At 72.1% G+C, this 19,096-nt stretch carries 17 protein-coding genes; 8 read left to right on the forward strand and 9 right to left on the reverse strand.

Going from position 1 to position 19,096, the window contains the following annotated elements; all coding sequences use genetic code 11:
* Positions 1 to 2 precede the first annotated feature (2 nt).
* From ACN27C_RS20700 to ACN27C_RS20725, 6 genes are read right to left on the reverse strand one after another with little or no spacing between them, the layout of a single operon-like run.
* A complete protein-coding gene (locus ACN27C_RS20700) occupies positions 3 to 2,114 on the reverse strand; it encodes an alpha-glucuronidase (RefSeq protein ID WP_422747482.1) in 2,112 nt (703 codons plus the stop codon).
* Positions 2,111 to 2,803: a hypothetical protein gene (locus tag ACN27C_RS20705; protein ID WP_422747484.1), complete on the reverse strand. Its 693-nt coding sequence runs from the start codon at positions 2,801 to 2,803 to the stop codon at positions 2,111 to 2,113. The genes ACN27C_RS20700 and ACN27C_RS20705 overlap by 4 nt, the downstream gene beginning before the upstream one ends.
* Positions 2,800 to 4,326, reverse strand: coding sequence for a GH39 family glycosyl hydrolase (locus ACN27C_RS20710; RefSeq protein WP_422747486.1), 1,527 nt, complete (start codon positions 4,324 to 4,326; stop codon positions 2,800 to 2,802). The genes ACN27C_RS20705 and ACN27C_RS20710 overlap by 4 nt, the downstream gene beginning before the upstream one ends.
* Positions 4,327 to 4,332: 6 nt before the next feature.
* On the reverse strand, positions 4,333 to 5,976 hold the full coding sequence (locus ACN27C_RS20715) for an extracellular solute-binding protein (RefSeq protein WP_121684900.1): 1,644 nt from the start codon (positions 5,974 to 5,976) through the stop codon (positions 4,333 to 4,335).
* A gap of 36 nt (positions 5,977 to 6,012) precedes the next feature.
* A complete protein-coding gene (locus ACN27C_RS20720) occupies positions 6,013 to 6,951 on the reverse strand; it encodes a carbohydrate ABC transporter permease (RefSeq protein WP_422747488.1) in 939 nt (312 codons plus the stop codon).
* Positions 6,948 to 7,883 (reverse strand): ABC transporter permease, encoded by a 936-nt coding sequence (locus ACN27C_RS20725; protein ID WP_233585868.1) that lies wholly within the window; start codon positions 7,881 to 7,883, stop codon positions 6,948 to 6,950. The genes ACN27C_RS20720 and ACN27C_RS20725 overlap by 4 nt, the downstream gene beginning before the upstream one ends.
* Before the next feature lie 78 nt (positions 7,884 to 7,961).
* Here ACN27C_RS20725 and ACN27C_RS20730 point away from each other — a divergent pair, with 78 nt between their 5' ends.
* The 3 genes from ACN27C_RS20730 (at position 7,962) to ACN27C_RS20740 (ending at position 11,581) form a co-directional block, all read left to right on the forward strand.
* Entirely contained in the window at positions 7,962 to 8,969 is a 1,008-nt protein-coding gene (locus tag ACN27C_RS20730; protein ID WP_422747491.1) for an acetylxylan esterase, read from the forward strand.
* A gap of 121 nt (positions 8,970 to 9,090) precedes the next feature.
* Entirely contained in the window at positions 9,091 to 9,621 is a 531-nt protein-coding gene (locus ACN27C_RS20735; RefSeq protein WP_358171479.1) for a hypothetical protein, read from the forward strand.
* A gap of 256 nt (positions 9,622 to 9,877) precedes the next feature.
* Complete coding sequence (locus ACN27C_RS20740) at positions 9,878 to 11,581, forward strand: tetratricopeptide repeat protein (protein WP_422747493.1); 1,704 nt, start codon at positions 9,878 to 9,880, stop codon at positions 11,579 to 11,581.
* Positions 11,582 to 11,615: 34 nt separating this feature from the next.
* On the opposite strand, the gene ACN27C_RS20745 is transcribed toward ACN27C_RS20740, so the two are convergent.
* Complete coding sequence (locus ACN27C_RS20745; RefSeq protein WP_120569386.1) at positions 11,616 to 12,056, reverse strand: hypothetical protein; 441 nt, start codon at positions 12,054 to 12,056, stop codon at positions 11,616 to 11,618.
* Between the two features lie 172 nt (positions 12,057 to 12,228).
* On the opposite strand from ACN27C_RS20745, the gene ACN27C_RS20750 reads away from it, so the two are divergent.
* Both ACN27C_RS20750 and ACN27C_RS20755 read left to right on the forward strand, forming a co-directional pair.
* Entirely contained in the window at positions 12,229 to 13,821 is a 1,593-nt protein-coding gene (locus ACN27C_RS20750) for a glycoside hydrolase family 64 protein (RefSeq protein ID WP_350814807.1), read from the forward strand.
* A gap of 202 nt (positions 13,822 to 14,023) precedes the next feature.
* Positions 14,024 to 14,395, forward strand: a complete 372-nt coding sequence (locus ACN27C_RS20755; RefSeq protein ID WP_364806732.1) for a nuclear transport factor 2 family protein — start codon at positions 14,024 to 14,026, stop codon at positions 14,393 to 14,395.
* A gap of 27 nt (positions 14,396 to 14,422) precedes the next feature.
* Here ACN27C_RS20755 and ACN27C_RS20760 read toward each other — a convergent pair whose 3' ends face one another.
* Positions 14,423 to 14,899, reverse strand: coding sequence for a nuclear transport factor 2 family protein (locus ACN27C_RS20760; RefSeq protein WP_422747496.1), 477 nt, complete (start codon positions 14,897 to 14,899; stop codon positions 14,423 to 14,425).
* Between ACN27C_RS20760 and ACN27C_RS20765 the strand changes: the two genes are divergently transcribed.
* Entirely contained in the window at positions 14,886 to 15,926 is a 1,041-nt protein-coding gene (locus ACN27C_RS20765; RefSeq protein ID WP_422747498.1) for a DUF4034 domain-containing protein, read from the forward strand. The genes ACN27C_RS20760 and ACN27C_RS20765 overlap by 14 nt on opposite strands.
* Positions 15,927 to 16,576: 650 nt before the next feature.
* Complete coding sequence (locus ACN27C_RS20770; protein ID WP_358171486.1) at positions 16,577 to 16,771, forward strand: nuclear transport factor 2 family protein; 195 nt, start codon at positions 16,577 to 16,579, stop codon at positions 16,769 to 16,771.
* A gap of 306 nt (positions 16,772 to 17,077) precedes the next feature.
* Here the strand turns inward: ACN27C_RS20770 and ACN27C_RS20775 are convergent, their stop codons facing one another.
* The gene (locus ACN27C_RS20775; RefSeq protein WP_422747500.1) at positions 17,078 to 17,986 is read right to left on the reverse strand and encodes a helix-turn-helix transcriptional regulator; all 909 of its coding nucleotides are present in this window, start codon (positions 17,984 to 17,986) and stop codon (positions 17,078 to 17,080) included.
* Positions 17,987 to 18,152: 166 nt separating this feature from the next.
* On the opposite strand from ACN27C_RS20775, the gene ACN27C_RS20780 reads away from it, so the two are divergent.
* Complete coding sequence (locus ACN27C_RS20780; protein ID WP_422747502.1) at positions 18,153 to 19,010, forward strand: SDR family NAD(P)-dependent oxidoreductase; 858 nt, start codon at positions 18,153 to 18,155, stop codon at positions 19,008 to 19,010.
* Positions 19,011 to 19,096 lie beyond the last annotated feature (86 nt).

The raw sequence follows: 19,096 nt of genomic DNA on the forward strand, positions 1-19,096 counted from the left end.
GTTCAGTGGATGCGGCGACCGTGCGCGTCCGGCACCCCGGACTTGCGGAAGAAGTACGTGTTGATCTGGTCCCGCCACTCGACGGCGCTGCGGAACTGTTCGTCGAGGCGCTCGGCCACCCGGTCGTGGACGGCCGGGTCGACCGCCCCGGCGACGAGCCGCCACCGCTCCCGCATCGCCGCCACCTCCTCGACCCCGGCGAAGTGCGTGTCGTAGATGTGCTGGATGACGGTGCGGCCGCTGTGCAGCACGTGCCCGTACGGGACGTGATGGAAGAACAGCAGCAGCTCGTCGGGGCAGCGCTCCCGTGACTCGTACACCTCCGACCACGGCGGCGGGTACTGGCCGGTGAAGCCGGTGCCGGTCGCCCGGGTCCGGTCCACCCCGACGCCGTCGCGGTCGGCGAAGTGGTACGTGCCCCACGGGGTGTACTCGTACCCGTCCACGTCCGGGCCGTAGTGGTGGCCGGGCCGCACCATGAAGCCCACGCCGAGCGGGGCGGTGTAGCGCTCGTAGGTGCGCCAGGAATCGTCCATGATCGCGTGCATCGTCCGCCGCACCGCTTCCGGATCGCCCGTGGTGACCGGCAGCCAGGTCAGGTCGATCCACTCGTCGAGGATCGCGGCGGGATCCAGCAGCGGATCCCAGGCGAGCCGGCCGAAGGCGTACAGGTTCGCCTGCGCCAGCGGATGCCCGGCCCAGAACGGGTCGTCGCCCACGTTGGACACGGCGACCAGACCGCCACCGGCGCCCGCCCGCCCGGCCGCCACGTCGGCGATCGTGCCGCCGGCCTCGCCCCGGGGGCGGAACCGCAGCACCTCGCTCCACCAGGGCCCGAGGTAGCAGACGTGCCGCTGCTGGCCGGTGTACTCCTGCGTCGCCTGCACCTCCACCGCCAGCCGGGTGGCCGGCATCGCGGCGAGCACCGGGGACACCGGTTCGCGTGGCTGGAAGTCGATCGGGCCGAACTTCACCTGGAGGATCACGTTGTCGGCGAATCGTCCGTCCAGCGGCGCGAAATGGTCGTGGGCGGCCCGGGCCCGGTCGGTCGACCGGTCCCGCCAGTCCTGGTGGTGGTCGTAGACGAACGCCCGCCAGCGCACCACGCCGCCGTGCGGGGCGAGCGCCTCGGCGAGCAGGTTCGCGCCGTCGGCGTGGTCACGCCCGTACGCGAACGGGCCGGGCCGGCCCTCGGAGTCGGCCTTCACCAGATAGCCGCCGAAGTCGGGGATCCGCTGGTAGACCCGCCGGGTGGCGTCTATCCACCACGCCCGGACCCGGTCGTCCAGCGGGTCGGCGGTGGGCAGGCCGCCGAGGACCACCGGGGCGGCGAAGGTCACCGACAGATGCACCCGGATGCCGTACGGGCGGAGCACCTCGGCGATCTCCGCGACGTCGCCGAGCCGGTCGGTCAGCAGCAGTGCCTCGGTGTCGTGCACGTTGACGTTGTTCACGCAGATCGCGTTGACGCCGCAGGCGGCGAGCAGACGGGCGTAGTCCCGGAGCCGGGCGGGCTCGCGCCGGGCGGCGCCGTCGCGCCAGAACAGGGAGCCGCCGGCGTAGCCCCGCTCGACCTGGCCCGACACCGGGTGTACGGCCACGTTGTCCCAGTGGTCGAGCATCCGCCGGTCCAGCGCCGGCCGGTGCCGGCGCGCCGGAAGGTCGTCGTCGAAGGCCGCCGCGCCGAGCCGGACCACGTGGAACATCCCGTACAGCAGGCCGGCCGGCGCGTCGGCCAGCACCACGGTCACGCCGTTCGTCCGCGCCAGCAGGTACCCCTCGTCGCCGAGGCCGCCGTCGCCGGCGCCGTTCACCGCCGGTGTCGCACCGAGCCGGGCCGCCTCCGCCGCCGCGTTCGGCACCGGGCCGGCCTCGCGCAGGGCCAGCACCAGGTCGGCGTCCACCTGCCACGGTGGACCGTGCCAGACCCGTCCGCCGTACCGGGCGCAGGCCCGGCTCACCTCGTCGAGGACGGTGTCGACCAGCAGGCCGTCGCCGTGCACCAGCACCGGCCGGGAGCCGAGTTCGCGGAACGCCGCGGGCGGCAGCCAGGCGGCGTGCCAGGTCGACTCGCCGGCGGCGGCCGACGCCCGGCCGGTGACCGGAACGCTCATGCGGTGAACTCCGCCCGGATGTCGTCGATCATCGGGCCGCCGACCCGCAGCAGCGCCAGCACCAGGAGCACGGCCAGCAGGGCGAGCACCGCCTCGGAGAACACCGCTGTGACACCGGCGGCGGCGGCCAGCAGCACGACGTTGCCGAACGTGACGCCGGGCTTGCACGCGACGTAGTACACGGCGAGCCGGAGCACGTCGCGGGTGCGGAAGGTGAACAACGAGACGATCACCAGCGCGTTGAGGCCGACCAGGACCACCCCCGCACCGACCACCACGAGCGGCACCGCCCACCAGCCGGGGACGGCGGCGGCGGGCAGGTTCGCCAGGTTGACCGCGATGACTGCGAGCCACAGCAGCGTCGGCGCCCAGACGCGCAGCACGCCCGGCAGGTTGGCCCGGTAGGCCCGGCGGAACGCGGCCGCGGGACGCAGATCGGTCAGGTCGGGGCGTTGGTGCCGCAGCGTGTACAGGGCGGCCGAGACCGCCGGACCGACCGGCAGCGCGGCGGCGGCGACCAGCGGGAGGTTGCTGCTGTCGCGTTCGAGCAGCACGAGCACGGCCAGGCCGGGCAGCATGCTCACCAGGAGCAGCAGTTCGACCACGAGCAGGATGTGGACCGTCGCGGCGGCCCGCGACAGCGGCCCGTCGCCGAACTCCCGCAGCCCGCCGGCCGGGCTGGCGCTCATGATCGCTCCCCGGGTGGGTCGAGCAACCTGTCGCCGTCCCACCACGGCGGGGTCTCGTCCACCACCGCAGTCAGCTCGGCGAGGGTCACCTCGTGCCGGGCGAGGACGAGGTCGAGGTCCGCCCGCCCGCCCGCGACCGGCAGGGCCCGATGGGTACGGGCCGGCTCGGCGGCCTCCCGCAACGCGTCGAGCTGCCGGGGCCGGGGCGAGTGCGGGCTGCCCATCTCCCGCCAGGCCGCCCAGGCGTTGCCGGCGTCCTCACTCACCGACGAGCGGAGCAGGAACGCCGACGCGGTGCCCGGCGTGCCGATCGGCACCGACAGCGACACGGTGTGCCGCTCGGGTGCCGGCTCCCGGCCGGTGACGTCCACCGGCGCCCAGGCCAGCACCGCGACCCGGCCGTCGGGGTGCCGGGTGACGAGGTGGTCCGGCCCGCGCGCGAGCACCTCGTCGCCGAGCCGGGCCATGAACGTGTACAGATGGTAGGTGGGTTTCTTGATCTGCCGGTGGGTGAGCAGGCCGAAGCCGCCGTGCAGCGGCGCGGTCGGCACCCCCTCCTCCTCGAACACGTCGCTGAAGGTCCAGTAGGAGAAGGAGTCGACCAGATCCCCGCCGCCGGCCAGCACCGGAGCGAGGTAGGCGGCGTGGAAGGCCGTGTCGTGGATCGGGTTGTCCGGCCGGTAGGAGGAGTTGAACTCGGTGATGTGCACCGGGCGGTCGGCCAGCGCGGTGCCGGCCAGGTGCCGGCGGGGCGCGGCGAACTGCTCCAGCAGGTCCGCGGCCGGGGCCAGGGTCTGCCGGGTGCCGAACGGCAGGTGCCGCGCCGGGCCGGAGGTGTAGGCGTGCCGGCTGACGAAGTCGACCGGCACGTCCCGGTCGGTGACGAACTCGGCGAACGGCTTCAGCCACTCGTCGGCCCCCGGTGACAGCGCCGGACCGCCGACCTGGAGCGCCGCGTCGACGTCCTTCACGGCGTGCGCCGACACCTCGTACAGGCGGTGGTAGGCGTCCTGGTCGGCGCCCTGCCAGAACGCCGTCAGGTTGGGCTCGTTCCACACCTCGACGGGCCAGCCGCGCACCTCGTCGAGGCCGTACCTGTCGACCAGGTGGGCCACCGTCGCGCGCACCAGGTCACCCCATTCGGTGTACGACTCCGGCGGCGTGACGTTGCCCCGCCACCAGAACACCGTCCGGTCGCCGGAGGCGAGCGCCGAGGGCATGAACCCCAGCTCCACGAAGGGCCGGATGCCCATTTCGAGGTAGGCGTCGACGACCTGGTCGACGTAGGTGAAGGCGTGCCGCACCCGGCGCTCGCCCCGGTAGTCGTAGGGGCGGTGCACCCCGACGCCGTCGCTGAGCAGCCCGTGCCCGCGGATGTGCCGGAAACCGATGTCCCGCTGCACCAGCGCCAGCGAGTCCTGATAGTCGCGTCGCAGGGCCAGGTCGAACCGGCCGGTGCCCACGCAGGTACGCCAGGCGTCGGTCAGCCGGCCGACGGGCCGCTCGGGAACGGTGCCGCGCATCGCCGCTCAGCCGTGGCTCTTGCGGTACCGCTCGTACGCCTTGTTGACCAGGTCGATGTAGGCCTGCGCGTTCTTGCCCTTCAGCTCCGAGACGTAGGCGTCCCACTCGCTCAGCGGCCGCTGGCCGAGGGCGAACTTCAGCGTGTTCTGGGTGACGTGGTCCTTCAGCGCGGTCGCCCAGAGCGTCGTCTGCTCCCGCTCCTCGTCGCTGAGCGGCGCGGGTGGCGGAGTCACCCAGGGCGCGGCCTTGCGGGCGTTCATCTCCTTCTGGAACTCCAGTTCCTCGGGCGAGAAGAACGACTGCACCAGGTCGAGCTTGCCGCCGTACGCGAAGACGCCGTTGTAGAAGCCGAAGTCCTTCTGCAAGTGCTTGGTGCCCTTGGGGTTGAGCCCGATGACGTTGACGTCCGGGGCGAGGGTGCGCTTGCCCGAGGCGTCCCTGGTGTACGTGGTGCCCTCGACGCCCCACTTGGCGAACTCCTGGCCGGCGTCGGAGTACCAGAGCCAGTCGACGAACTGCATCATGGCCACGAAGTTCTTGCCCTCGCGGGCCTTGCTGGAGATCATCACGCCGTTCTCCAGCCGGCTCGCCGCGTTGACCGGGCCGGCCGGTCCGACCGGGAAGAGGATCTTGCCGAGCCGTGCGTTGGGGTTGATCTTCGCGATGTCCGGGCGGTAGTCGTTCACCAGCGTCTGCGCGTTCGTGCTGATCACGAAGGACTTGCCGCTGGCGAGCTTCTGCCGGGCCTGGTCGTCGGTCTGGGTGAACGTCTCCGGGTCGAGCAGCCCTTCGGCGACCAGCTTGTGCAGGTACTCCACCACCTGCCGGTAGCCGTCCGAGGCGCCGGTGAAGACGTACTTCCCGGCCCCGGCGTCCCAGGCCGTCGGCTGGTAGTTCCAGCCGGCGCCGGGCAGGCCGTGTGCCAGGGCGAGCATGTTCAGCAGGTTGCCGGCCGGGTTGGGCTTGCCGAAGCGGTCGGAGAACGGGATGACGTCCGGGTGGGCCGCCTTCATCGCCTTGAGCATGGCGTACACCTCGTCCCACGTGGTCGGGGACGGGATCTTCAGCTGCTCCAGCACGTCGGTGCGGACCGCGAGCGTGTAGTCCTGCCAGGGCTTCTCGTGCAGCCCGGGCAGCAGGTAGAACTTGCCGTCCTCCTGCCGGAGCGTGTCCATCTCCGGCTGGAGCTTCCACCGCTCGATCTTGTCCTTGAAGTGCGGCATCAGGTCGAGGTAGTCGCTGACCGGCAGGATCGCGCCGGAGGAGACGTACGAGTTCTCCTGCGGGTGGTAGGTCTTCGGGATGATCAGCGGGGCGTCGCCGGAGCCGACCAGCACGCTGCGCTTCTGCTCGTAGTCGCTCAGCGGCACGGCTACCGGGTCCAGCTTGACGTTCGTCCGCCCGGCCAGCTCGGTCCAGAACAGCCACTCCGGCTTGAGCGGGTAGTTCGGGTGGTTGTTGTAGAGGATCGAGAACGTGACCGGCTCGGTGGCCTTGAACTGGTCCCCGACACCGTACTTCTCCATCGCGCCGGCACGGTTGCGGTCGAGGTCCTTCTTGTCGGGGGTGTCGTCGCCGCAACCCGCCAGGGAGACGACGGCGGCCGCGCCGGTGGCGAGCAGCACCTGGCGCCGGGACAGCTGGGCCATGAGTTCTTCCTTCCGGTGGTGGGGGTGCGTGGGCGGCTATCCCTTCACGGCGCCGAGCATGACTCCGGAGACGAAGTAGCGCTGGATGAAGGGATAGACCGCGAGGATCGGCAGGATCGTCAGCACGATCGTCACGGACTGGATGGTGGCGGCGGACTGCACGACGTCGCCGGCGCTGCCGAGGCCACCGCCGGTCTGCGTGGCGTCGGTCGCGCCCGCGATGAGGTTGCGCAGATAGACGGTCACCGGGAGCAGGTCCTGACGGTCCATGTAGAGGAACGCGGCGAACCAGGAGTTCCAGAACGAGACGGCGTAGAACAGCACCATCGTGGCGACCATGGCCTTCGACAGCGGCAGCACGATCCGCAGCAGCGTGCCGTACGTGTTCAGGCCGTCGACTGCGGCGGCCTCCTCCAGCTCGACCGGCAGGCTCTCGAAGAACGCCTTCATCACCAGCAGGTTGAACACGTTGATGGCGTTGGGCAGGGCGATCGCCCACACGGTGTTCTTCAACCCCAGGCCGGTGACCAGGACGTAGTTGGGGATCAGGCCGCCGGTGAAGAACATGGTGAACACGGCGATCCCGACCAGCGCGGTCCGGCCCCGCAGGTGCCGCTTCGACAGCACGTACGCGTAGCAGGTGGTCAGCACGACGGAGATGAGCGTGGCGACCACCGTGTAGAAGACGGTGTTGCGGTAGCTGACCCAGAACGTCGGGTCGGACGTCACCACCCGGTACGCGGTGAGGTTGAACCCCCGCGGCACGAGGTTCACCTCGCCCGCGACGATGTACGCGTTGTCGCTGAGCGAGCGGGCCACGATGGTGAGGAACGGGTACAGCGTCACCACCACGACGCCGGTCAGCACGACGGCGTTCACCACCTGGAAGACCCGGTAGCCCCGGGTGGGCCGGGGGCCACGCGGCCGGGCCGCCGGTTCCCGCGTAGGGGTCCGGGTACGGTCCTGCGTGCTCACCACAGGCTCGTCCCCACCGTGCGCCGGGAGATCGCGTTCGCCGACAGCACCAGCGTCAGCCCGATCACGGACTCGAACAGGCCGATCGCGGCGGCGTAGCTGAGGTTCCCGGAGACGATGCCCACCCGGTACAGGTAGGTCGAGATCACGTCCGCCGTCGGGTAGGTGAGCGGGTTGTACAGCAGCAGGATCTTCTCGAAGCCGACGGCCATGAAGGTGCCGATGTTGAGGATCAGCAGGGTCACCATCGTCGGCCGGATCCCCGGCAGCGTCACGTGCCACGTCTGCCGCCACCGGTTGGCGCCGTCGATGCGGGCCGCCTCGTACAGGTCGCCGTCGACGGTGGTGAGCGCGGCGAGGTAGAGGATGGTGCCCCAGCCGACTGTCTGCCAGACCTCCGAGGAGACGTAGATCGTCCGGAACCATCCCGCCTGCTGCATGAACGGGACCGGCTCGCCGCCCACGACGCGCAGCATCTGGTTCACCGCGCCGTCCACCGACAGCAGCTGGAGGACCATGGCCGCCACGATCACGATCGACAGGAAGTGCGGCAGGTAGGACACCGACTGCACGAACCGCTTGAGGGCCCGGTTGCGCACCTCGTTGAGCAGCAGTGCGAGCACGATCGGCAGCGGGAAGCAGAACACCAGGGTCAGCGCGCCCAGCACCAGCGTGTTGGTGAACACGTTCCAGAAGGTGGGGTCGGTGAAGAACAGCCGGAAGTACCGCAGCCCGGTCCAGTACTCGCCGAACAGACTGCCGCCCGGCTGGAAGCGCCGGAACGCGATCACGTTGCCCAGCATCGGCAGGTAGCGGAACGTCAGGAAGAACAGGAGCGGCAGGACGGCCAGCGAATAGAGCTGCCAGTCCCGGCGCAGGGCCCGCCGCCAGGGCGTACGGCGACCGCGCGGGATCGGGGATGCCAAGCTCATCCTCCCGCCTGACCATCGACCGGAACTTTCCGGTAATACGCCGTAAGCCTTTCGGAAATTTATGGGTATCGTTATCGCGTGTCAAGAGCGTCGATTGACAACTCCCTCGACCAGCTCGGTCGCTACACGCCGGCCGTCGTGGAGCCCGCCGACTTCGACCGGTTCTGGCGCGCCACCCTCACCGCCGCCGCGGCCACCCCGCCGCTCGTCCGCGTCCGTCCCGAACCCACCGACCTGCGGCTGGTCGACGTGTGGGACGTGACGTTCGCCGGCTTCGCCGGCGAACCCGTCCGGGCCTGGTACACCCGTCCCGCGGGCGTGCAGGCGCCGCTGCCGGCCGTGGTGGAGTACCCCGGCTACGGACGCGGCCGGGGCCTGCCGGGCGAGCGGCTCACCTGGCCGGTGGCCGGTTACGCCCACCTGCTGGTGGACAACCGGGGACAGGCCGGACTGTTCAGCCGCGGGGACACCCCGGACCCGCACGACGCGCCCGGCGGGCCCAGCCCCGCCACACGGGGGATCCTGGCCCCGGACGACTACCACTACCGCCGCCTGATCACCGACGCGGTCCGCGCGATCGACGCCGTCCGCGAACTGCCCGGGGTGGACCCGGCCCGCGTCGCCGCGGTGGGCAACAGCCAGGGTGGTGGACTCGCGCTCGCGGCGGCGGGCCTCGTCGACGGCCTCGCCGCGCTCCTGGTCACCGCCCCGTTCCTGTGCGACATCCAGCGCGCCATCGAGCTCACCGAGGCTTCCCCCTACGGCGAGATCGCCCGCTACCTGGCGGTGCACCGCGAGGCGGAGGAGCAGGTCCGGCACACGCTGTCCTATGTCGACGGCGTCACCTTCGCCCGGCGGGCCACCGCTCCGGCGCACTTCGGGATCGGCCTGCGGGACGAGGTCTGCCCGCCGAGCACCGGCTTCGCCGCCTACAACCAGTACGCCGCCGCCGCGTCGGCCACTCCGCCACGGGAGATGCACACGTACCCGTTCAACGGCCACGAGGGTGGGGAGGCCGTCCACGTCCGGCGGCAGCTGCGCTGGCTCGACGCGGTGATCCGTCCCGCCGGGACGGCGGCCGGCTGACGGCCTCACCGGATGCGGGCAGCGCAGCGCCTGGACCTGGGCCGGCGTCCCGGACCAGGCGTCGTGACGCCTGCGCGGGCACTCTCCGGAGCGACTTGTCGTCCGCCCATAGACTGCGCCGATGGATGCTGAGTTCACGGCCAACGCCGCCGCCACCGCCGCGATCTTCGGAGTCTTCGGGATGGCCTGGTTCGGCTGGGCGCAGGAGGCGCCGCCGAAGGCGTGGCGTCCGTGGCTCGGCGTCGGCTCGGTGTTGTCCCTGGCGGCAGCGATCGCCGGCGGCGTCGTCGCCGTACGCACCTGGGACGAGGGCAGCTCCGTGGACGACAGGACGGGGCCGGTCTTCGGGGTGATCGTCCTGATCGAGGTGGTCCTCTGCGCCGCCGGCGCGATCTGGCTCCAGCGGACCGGCCGCGCGTCCCTGGTTCCGGCGTGGGTCGCCCTGATCGTCGGCCTGCACTTCTTCCCCCTGGCGCCACTGCTCGGGTATCCGGCCCTCGCGATCTGGGCCGTGCTCGTCACCCTGGTCGCGGTCGCCGGCGTCGCCGTCGCCCGGCGGTACGACCTCACCCCCAGCGCCGTCGTCGGTGCCGGCACCGGCGTGACCCTCCTGATCGGAGCGACGACCGCGCTGGTGCACGCGCTCACCTAGGCGCACTGCCGGGCGGGTTGGTGGAGGTCCGCCGCGAATCGCGAACACCTTTCTTATTTTCATCGATGAGCATTAAGCTCTGGGTCAGCCCTGAGGTGGATCACATCGGAGGTTCTTGTGAGGAAGATGACCGTCCGTCGCACGACTGCGCTCCGCCTGGTGTCCGGCGCACGCCGGCTGTGGATCGAGTGGTGCTGGTAACTGCCGGCACGGCGGGCGCTCCCGGGCGCCCGCCCCTGCGGCGGTGGGTCCGGCGATGACCGGCGGGCCGGAGCGCTACGACTGCCACCGCGACCACGGGCCGTACGCCGGTATCTCGGCCTTCCTCGGCCGGGTCGCCGCCGACCGGCCCCGCCTGGCGGCGCGGCACGCGGTCGAGCTGCGGGCGATCGCTCCCCGACTCGATCCGGCGGCCCGGTCGGCCGCCGAGGAGGAGCCGATCCGCTTCCACCCCGCACGCCGGACCGCCTGCCTGGCCTACGGCGCGGCGGAGCTGGTGGCGGCCTGGGCCGGCACACTCCGGCGGCCCGTGACCGTCCGGTTCGATCATGTCGCCTCCGCCGACGAGACGACCGCCGAGTTGCTGGACGCGCTGGCCCGCCGGCTCGGGCCGACCCCGGTTCGCCTCGACCTCCGCGATGACGGGGCCCCCGACCCGGCGCCCGACGAGCGCACCCCGCAGGCGTTGCGGCGGACCCTGGGCGACAGCCTGGCCGCCGGCTACTACCACCACGCGGCCCGGGTCGCCCGGCGCGGGCGGGCGGCGGTCACCCCCGACCGCGACCTGAGGCACTGGTGGGCGTTCACCACCGGCCTGGCCACCGCACTGGCTGCCCTGAACCGGGCCACCGAGGCGCTCGACCTCTATGACGAGGCGCGGACCGCCACCGACGACCCGAAGATCACCATGTCGGCGGCGTACGCCACAGCCATGCTGTACGCCCGGCACCTGCCGGCGGCTGACCAGGACCCGGCACAGGCCCGGCTCTGGCTGGAACGGGCGCTGCGCCTGGCCGCCGGGCTGGCCGACCCCCGCCGGCGGCTGCTGTCGACGGTCTTCTACGAGCAGGGCCTGGCGCTGCTGGACAGCCGGGCAGGCCGGCCCGACCGGGCGCTACGGCTGGTCGACGACGGGCTGGCCCGGCTGACGGCCGCGCTCGGCCCCGGCGAGCGCCCGCAGGACCTGGCCCGGCTGCGCCACAACCGGGCGCAGGTTCACCTCGCGCTGGGCGACCCGGCGCGGGCGCTGGCCGATCTGGACACCGTGATCGCCCAGGACCCCGGCAACTGTGAGTACTACGTGGACCGCGCCGCCCTGTACCGGGCGGCGGGCCGGACCCGGGCCGCGATCAGGGACTACGACGCCGCCATCCGGCTGGGACCGCACCTGCCCGAGGCGTACTACAACCGGGCCGTGCTCCACCAGGAGCGGGGCCGCCCCGAGCGGGCGCGCGCCGACCTGGAGCGGGTGCTCGCCATCGAGCCCGGCCACCTCGACGCCCGGATCACCCTGGTCAACCTGCACGTGGAGCGCGGCGCGCTCGACGCCGCCGAGGCCGCCGCGCGGGCCGGGCTGGCCGACGTGCCGCAGGAGCCCGCGCTGCTGTGCACCCTGGGCCTGGTCCGCGCCGAGCGCGGCCGGCCCGCCGAGGCCGACGAGCTGTTCACCAGTGCTCTGAGTGGGGACCCGGAACTGGTGGAGGCGTGGACGAACCGGGCCGCCGTCCGGTTCGAGCGCGGCGACGTGGCCGCCGCGCTCGCCGACCTGGACCGGGCGGTGGCGCTGTCGGCCGCCCCCGTGCCGCGATACAACCGGGGCACGGCCCTGGCCCGGCTGGGCCGGTGGGACGAGGCGGCCCGCGACTTCACCGAGGCGCTCGCCCAGCCCGGGCTGGACCGTGCCCTGCGCCGCGACCTGCGCGCGGAACTCGCCCGTTGCCGCCGAGCGCCGGCCGACTGACCCGGCCGCGGGCCGGGTGCGGGTGGGAGCGGAGTCAGCAGCCCTGGCGGCGGCTGTAGATCTGGTGGCGCTGACCGGCCCATCCGATGTAGCCGACCGCCTCGACGCAGTAGTTCGCCGTACCGGTGACGGCGACCGGGCCGGCGTAGTAGCTGAAGTCACCGGAATTGGTGTCCGTGCCGCCCGAACGGGTGCAGTGCGCGCCCTCGCCCGACCGCTCCGCGCAGCGGTAGATCTGCACGAAGGTGGGCGCCGACTTCCCGTACGCCGCGCCGCGGTGGTAGAAGCAGGCGCTGTTGGTGCCGCCGTTGCTGCTGTTGTAGTAGATCACCAGTTCACCGAGCCCGGACGACTGCACCTGGCTGTAGGTGATGGTCCCCGAGCAGGAGCCGGCCGCCTGGGCGGCGGGGGCGCCGACCGTCAGGCCCGCCCCGACTGTCACCAGCGCCGTCAGCATCGAGAGTACGCGCTTCATGAACCTACCCACCCAATCCACAGTCGACTGTTCCGGAGTGGATCTTAATCAACCGGTGACCTTCGCCGTGGCCCTGATCAATAGGCGACCGCCTATTGACAAACAATATTAACAATTGGACCCTGCTGAGAGAGCGCTCTCCCGTCCCCCCTGTCTCCAGCGAGGTGTCGCCATGCGTCTCCGAAGAAGGCTGCTCGCCGCCGCGTCCGCCCTGCTCGCCGGGCTCGCGGGCGCCGTCGTCGCCACGCCCGCCCACGCGGCCGGACCGGCGTTGCTGCCGGTCACCGTCACCAACACCACCGGCCGCAGCGACCCGGTCTACCTGTATGTCATCGGCGTCCAACTGTCCTCCGGCCGGCTCGGCTACGTCACCTCCGGCGGCGCCTTCGTGCCGTGGACCGGCGGGCAGATCCCGCCGTCGCCCGCGCCGGACGTCTCCATACCGGGCCCCGGCAACGGCGGCAGCACCACGATCCAGTTCCCCCGCGGCTTCTCCGGCCGGGCCTACTTCGCGCTCGGGCAGAAACTGAAGTTCTTCCTCACCCCGGACGGGCTGGTGCAGCCCGCGCCCTGGGCGGCCGGTGACGCGAACCGCGACATCCTCTTCGACTGGAGCGAGTTCACCTACAACGACTCCGGGCTGTGGCTCAACAGCTCCCAGGTCGACATGTTCGCGATCCCGCACGCGGTCACCGTGACCGGCGCCAACGGCGTCACCAAGCGCACCGGCGACGTGGTGGCCAACGGGCGCAACGCGGTCATCGACGGCATCCGCGCACAGCCGGGCTGGGCCGGCACCGTCCACACCCGCTCGGACGGAACCGTGCTGCGCGTCCTGGCTCCGGGCAAGGCGGCCGGGGCCGGCCTGCTGAGCGCCACCTACCTGGACTCCTACATCGCCTCCGCGTGGAACGCGTACACCACGAAGACGCTGACCGTCGCGCCGTTCGCCGACCAGCCGGCCATCCGGTACTACGGCCGGACCTCGGGCAACACCATGACCTTCACCAACGGCAGCGGCCAGGTGGTCGCCTCCTTCAACCGGCCCTCCTCGGCCAGCGTCTGGGGCTGCGACGGCGACCTGCCCGCGCCGAACGACCAGGTGGTCGGCCCGATCTCGCGTACGCTCTGCGCCGCCCTCAACCGGGGCACGCTCGGCACCGTCGACACCCAGCCCAGCACCGACGCCGCCGGCTTCTACCGCAACAACCCCACCAACCAGTACGCCCGCCTGATCCACGCCAACATGACCGACGGCCGGGCGTACGCGTTCGCCTTCGACGACGTCGGCGGATTCGAGTCGCTGGTGCACGACGGCGACCCCCGTGCGGCCGGACTGATCCTCAGCCCGTTCACCGGCGGTGGCGGCGGCACCCCGACCACCGGGGTGCCCGTGGTCAGCACCTGGAACAACAAGTGCATCGACGTACCGAGCTCCAACTTCGCCGACCGTGCGCCGCTGCAGATGTGGAACTGCAACAACACCGGCGCGCAGAAGTGGACGTTCAGCGGCACGGCGCTGAAGAGCCAGAACAACAAGTGCATGGACATCGACGCCGGGTCCACCGCGAACGGGGCGGTGGTGCAGCTCTACACCTGTAACGGCACCGGGGCCCAGCAGTTCACCCTGAACGCGGCCGGAGACCTGGTCAACCTGCAGGCCGGCAAGTGCGTCGACATCAAGGACTGGAACAGTGGCGACGGCGCGAGGCTCCAGCTCTGGGACTGTGGGGGCACTGCAAACCAGAAATGGCGCAAGGGCTGACCGGCCGTGCGACGGCGGCGGGGGCCGACCGCGAGTCGTCCCCGCCGCCGGCAGGGTGACGATTGCGTCGACCACCCGGCGAGCCGGCGCGGGCGCCGCCTGCTCCCTGCGACCGCGCGGCGAGGATCCGCGATCGGCGACGCGGTGCCCGCCCGGCGTTGGATGATGGCGTGAGTCGTCCATGCACGAGAGGCTTCGGTGAATGACCGAGCAATTGCGGGCGCGCCCTGCGCGCGAGGTGCTCGACGAGCATCTGCGCCTGTCGAACGAGGGCCGGTTCGCCGAGGACATCGAGCGCAACGTGTCGCCGGACTGCGTCGTCCTCGATCGCAGGGGAGTGTTCCGGGGGCACGACGGGGTGCGGAAACTGGCGCAGTGGCTGAGCGCGGAGCTTCCGGGCGCCCACTTCACCTACACGACAGTGCTGACCGAGGATCGGATCGGGTTCCTGGAGTGGACCGCTGACGCACCGGGCGCGCGGGTCCGCGACGGCGCCGACTCGTACGTCATCGAGGACGGCTGGATCGTCGCGCAGACCATCCACTACACGGTGGAATCGACCGCCGAAGCCTGAGCGTCGGACCGGCCGCGGGCGGAGCGCTCACTGGACCGGGACGAAGGTGGCGGCCAACACCCGCCAGTTGCCGTCCTCCCGCGCCCACAGCCGGGTGTAGCGCAACCGCGCGGACACGACGGCCCCGCCCTGAACCGCTTCCACCGCAGCGACCGTGCGGGTCACCCCGGTCTCACCGTCGTCCTGGACGTCGAGCGACTCCTCCACCAGGCCGGTGATCCGCAGGGCCCCCGAGCGGTAGCTCTCCAGATCATCCTCCTTGGTGAAGACCGTGCCGTCCGGTCCGGCACCCACGACCCGGGGGTGCAGAAGCGCGTCGAGAGACTCGACATCGGCGGCACGCTGAGCGGCCTGGAGCCGCCGTTCCGCAGCACGAAGATCCATCCACCGATCCTCTCCGGCGCCCCGCACCACGACAAGCGGGTTAGCTCGCGGCAGAACGGCGACGCTGCGCCCTAATGCCGGTCGCTGACATCTACCATCCCTGATCATGATCTCGACCATGTGGCGGATACTCACCCGCCAGATCGACCCCAACCCGGCGCAGGACGACGCCGTGCTGCGCGAGGCGTGCACGCAGGCGCGGTACGGCTCCGACATCGGACCGGCCCGGAAGGCTCTGGCCGCCACCCGGGACGACTACGACCGCCGGGCACGGTACGTCCGTGTGCTGGCCGAATCGACCGCTCGCGGGCTGGGATCGCGGGTCGACCGCACGACCGGTCGCGTCGACACCACAGACGCGTGGACCGACCGCTGGGCCTCTCGCGCGCCCGCCGATCCGGACGCCCAGCTCGTCCGTGCCCGTTCCCTGATTGCACGGGCGTGGGAGGTGCGCGGCGGCGACTGGGCCTCCAACGTACGCCGGGAGCAGTGGGCCGAGTTCCACCGCCTGCTGGACATGGCCCGGCAGGTGAACGATGTCGCGATGCGGCTCGCGCCGGACGACCCCACGCCGTGGGCGCACCGGCTGACTCTCATGATCGACGAGAGTGCCCCACTGGAGGACGTCGAGGAGACGTGGCGTGAGCTGACCAAGCGGGATCCCCGGCACCATCAGGGCCACGTGCTGCGGCTGACCTACCACTGCCGGAAGTGGAGCGGCTCGCACGAGGCGATGTTCGGCTTCGCCCGCTCGGTCGCCGCCACGGCGCCCACCGGCTCGCCCCTACTCGTGCTGCCGGTTCGGGCCGCCGCGGAGTGGGCGCTGTGGGAGCAGGATCGCGAACCCCACGGTGGTACCGGCGACGAGATCGCCGAGCGGTGGCGACAGGATCCGGTCATGCAGTCGGATCTCGACAACGCGCTGAACCGGTGGTTCCACCAGCCGGCGGCCCGGCACGCCGACTGGCTCGACGACGCGAACTTCCTGGCGTACGGGCTGGTGCGCACCGGCCGCGACGCCGAGGCCGTGCCGGTCTTCGCGTCGATCGGCCGATACATGACCGACGTTCCGTGGGCCTGGTGGGGCGACGAGCGGCACGACGCCGTCTTCCTCCGAGCCCGTCGCCGCGCCCGCCGCGCCGCCTGACCGCAGGCGAGGCCGCCACGGCCACAGCCGATTCCCCCTCGGAGGAGCCGTTCTTACCACTCTCTTACGGGACCGCGCTCGGGCGCACACGGACCTTCCCGGAACGGGATACGGCGCACGCGCCGTGGGCCGCCCCGGCCGGGACCTCGGGCCTGCTGGACGTGGCCGCCACGGGCGGCGGACGGGCCGTGTTCGTCGGTCACGACGGCGGCCGGCCGCTGGTCGTGGCAGGCGGCAGCGGTCAGTTCGGCCGGGTCGCGGTACCGGGGACGGAAGGTCTCAACGGCGTCCTGCGGGGCGGTCTCCCGCACTCCCGACGGTGGTGTGTTCGCCGCCGACGCGCCCTACCCGGAGCCGATGATCGCGCAGCGCGTCGGCGGGGTGTGGCGGGTGGCGCCGCTGCCGTCGATCCCGAGCGCCCGGCTCACAACATCCCGGGGACCTCGTCGTTCTGGGGAGCGGAACCGTGTCGACCGCCGGGCTCCGCCTCACCGCCGTGATCGAGCGGACCAGCTGAGGGCAGTCGTCGACCGGACTACCGCCCGGTCGCCAGGACCGAACGGGTCAGTGCCGTCAGCCCGGCCTCCCAGCGTTCGTCGGACCAGTCGCGCAGGTGCTCCACCAGGTCGCTGCGCATCGCCGACGTCACGGTGCACGAGACAGCGGACCCGGAGGTGATCGTCGCCGAGTTCACCGCCACCGGCGTCGTCGTCGCCACGGGAGAGCCGTACCGGCTGCGGTACATCGCCGTCCTCACCGTCCGGGCCGGGCGCATCGTGCGCTACCGCGACTACTGGAACCCGCTGGCCGTGCAGGAACTGTTCGGCGAGGGGGTGCGCGCATGATCCTCGTCATCGGAGGCACGGGAACGACCGGCCGGCTCGTCGCCGCGAAACTCGCCGCCGCCGGCCGCCCGGTCCGGCACCGCGCCGTCGACGAGGACGCGCTCACCGCGTACCACGAGGCTCACGGCCTCGCGCCCGACTACGCCCGCTTCCTCGCGGGCCTGGACACGGCCGTCGCCGCGGGCTCGGAGGACCGTGTCACGACGACCGTCGCGGACGTGACCGGCCGGCCCGCCGGACGTTCCGGGACTTCTGCCGCGACCGGCTGGCCGGGGCGCCCCGCGCCGCGGACGCCTGAGATCGGCGTCAAGCAGGGCTTGCGGGTTCCGTCCTGCTCGCGTCGGGCGCCTCGCGCGGCGGCGTACGGCCCGGCACCGGCCCGGTCCGGGCGGCCAGCGACCCCAGCAGGCGCAGGTTGTCGTGCGACGGGCTGCCCGGATCGGTCGTGTAGACGAACAGCGTCTGGTCCGGGTCACCGGGCAGGGCGAGGGCCTCGTGGCGGAGGGTGATCGGCCCGACCGCCGGGTGGTTCATCCGTTTGGTGCCGTGCGTGCGTTCGTGCACGTGACGGCCGTTCCACCAGGTCCGGAACTCCGGGCTCCCGATGGTCAGCTCGCCGACGAGTTCGCTCAGCCGCGGATCGTCGGGATGGCGCCCGGCGTCGAGGCGCAGGGTGCCGACCACGTCGGCGGCCACGGTCGACCAGTCGAGGAAGGCGTCGCGGGCACCCGGGTCGAGGAAGATCCACCGGATGTAGTTGCGGTGCCGCGGCGGCAGCAGTGTCCAGTCGGTGAGGAGCGCACGCGCGAGCGCGTTGGAGGCGAGCACGTCCGTGCGGCGCCCGAGGATGAGCGCGGGATGTTCGGTCATCGAGGCGAGGAGCTGGTGCATCGCCGGGCGGACCCGTTGGGCCGGCGTCTGCCTGCTGCCGCGCCTGGCCGGCCGGGCGAGGTCGGCGAGGTGGGTGCGGGCGGCGGCGTCGAGCCGGAAGACCCGCGCCAGGGCGTCGACCACAGCGGCCGACGGGCTGGTGTGCCGGCCCTGTTCGAGCCGGGTGTAGTAGTCGACGCTCACGCCGGCGAGCATCGCCACCTCCTCACGGCGCAGTCCGCGGACGCGGCGTCCCTGCGCCTCCGCGGCGATGCCGGCCGCTTCCGGAGTCAGGTCGCTCCGGCACCGACGAAGGAACCGGCCGAGGTCCGATTGTCCCGTCATGACTCGATGATCCGCCGCGACCGCCGTCCGCGACACCGCCTGGGTGGGTACGCCGTTCCCCGGCAGCGCTGGGCCTGCCCGGCCGTGTTCCCGGCCCTCCCTCGTACCCACGATGGAGAGGCGTCCCCGGCCGGGGACGCGACGACATCGAGATCCGGGAGTCTCCATGCCCTACCCCACCGCAGGTCCGGCCACGTGGTTCGTCACCGGCACGTCCCGCGGCATCGGCCTCGAACTGGTCCGGCAGTTGCTGGAGCGGGGTGACGACGTCGCGGCGACGACCCGGTCGGCCGAGCGCCTCGGCGCGGCCCTCGGACCGGTCGACCGCGAGCGGCTGCTCGCCCTCGAACTCGACCTGACCGACGCGGCGGCGGTGACGGCGGCCGTCCGGGCCGCCACCGACCGGTTCGGCAAGATCGACGTCGTGGTCAACAACGCCGGCTACGGCTTCCTCGGCGCGGTCGAGGAGGCAGGAGACGCCGAGGTCCGGACGATGTTCGAGGTGCAGGTCTTCGGCGTCTGGAACGTGCTCCGCGCGGCCCTGCCCGGCATGCGCGCCGCCCGCAGCGGCCACATCATCAACGTCTCCTCGATCCTGGGGCTGACCGCCTTCCCCGGCTGGGGCCTCTACTGCTCGGCCAAGTACGCCCTGGAGGGCCTGTCGGACTCGCTCGCGGCCGAGGTCGCACACCTCGGCATCAAGGTCAACGTGGTGGAGCCCGGGTACATGCGTACCGACTTCCTGCGCCCGTCGTCGCTCGGCCTGCCGGCGCGCACCACCGACGGGTACGAGGCGATCCGCGAGATGACCGAGGCGCGCCTGGCCATGCCCGGCACCCAGCTCGGTGACCCGGTCAAGGCCGCGGCCGCCGTCATCCAGGTGGCCGTCGGCGGCGACGCGCCGCTGCACCAGGTGCTCGGCTCCGACTCCTACGACCTGGCCAAGGCCCGGGTGGCGGCGCTGCTCGCCGATGTCGAGGCCGGCCGTGACCTCGCGTTCAGCACGGACGTCGACGGAGCCTGACCGCGCCGTCGAGGGTTCGTGGCGCGCCGCGCGGCAGCTCATGTCGGCGTGATCCGGTGTTGTCGGAGTCCGTGGCTATTCTGTCG

The sequence above is a fragment of the Micromonospora sp. WMMD1219 genome, assembly GCF_049315215.1.
GTDB classification, from domain to species: Bacteria; Actinomycetota; Actinomycetes; order Mycobacteriales; family Micromonosporaceae; genus Micromonospora; species Micromonospora tulbaghiae.

Coding starts and splice junctions, on each gene's coding strand:
- ACN27C_RS20775 (WP_422747500.1), bottom strand. CDS start 17,986: ATGACGGGACAATCGGACCTCGGCCGGTTCCTTCGTCGGTGCCGGAGC.
- ACN27C_RS20780 (WP_422747502.1), top strand. CDS start 18,153: ATGCCCTACCCCACCGCAGGTCCGGCCACGTGGTTCGTCACCGGCACG.
- ACN27C_RS20710 (WP_422747486.1), bottom strand. CDS start 4,326: ATGCGCGGCACCGTTCCCGAGCGGCCCGTCGGCCGGCTGACCGACGCC.
- ACN27C_RS20700 (WP_422747482.1), bottom strand. CDS start 2,114: ATGAGCGTTCCGGTCACCGGCCGGGCGTCGGCCGCCGCCGGCGAGTCG.
- ACN27C_RS20715 (WP_121684900.1), bottom strand. CDS start 5,976: ATGGCCCAGCTGTCCCGGCGCCAGGTGCTGCTCGCCACCGGCGCGGCC.
- ACN27C_RS20740 (WP_422747493.1), top strand. CDS start 9,878: ATGACCGGCGGGCCGGAGCGCTACGACTGCCACCGCGACCACGGGCCG.
- ACN27C_RS20760 (WP_422747496.1), bottom strand. CDS start 14,899: ATGGTCGAGATCATGATCAGGGATGGTAGATGTCAGCGACCGGCATTA.
- ACN27C_RS20725 (WP_233585868.1), bottom strand. CDS start 7,883: ATGAGCTTGGCATCCCCGATCCCGCGCGGTCGCCGTACGCCCTGGCGG.
- ACN27C_RS20765 (WP_422747498.1), top strand. CDS start 14,886: ATGATCTCGACCATGTGGCGGATACTCACCCGCCAGATCGACCCCAAC.
- ACN27C_RS20745 (WP_120569386.1), bottom strand. CDS start 12,056: ATGAAGCGCGTACTCTCGATGCTGACGGCGCTGGTGACAGTCGGGGCG.
- ACN27C_RS20735 (WP_358171479.1), top strand. CDS start 9,091: ATGGATGCTGAGTTCACGGCCAACGCCGCCGCCACCGCCGCGATCTTC.
- ACN27C_RS20750 (WP_350814807.1), top strand. CDS start 12,229: ATGCGTCTCCGAAGAAGGCTGCTCGCCGCCGCGTCCGCCCTGCTCGCC.
- ACN27C_RS20755 (WP_364806732.1), top strand. CDS start 14,024: ATGACCGAGCAATTGCGGGCGCGCCCTGCGCGCGAGGTGCTCGACGAG.
- ACN27C_RS20705 (WP_422747484.1), bottom strand. CDS start 2,803: ATGAGCGCCAGCCCGGCCGGCGGGCTGCGGGAGTTCGGCGACGGGCCG.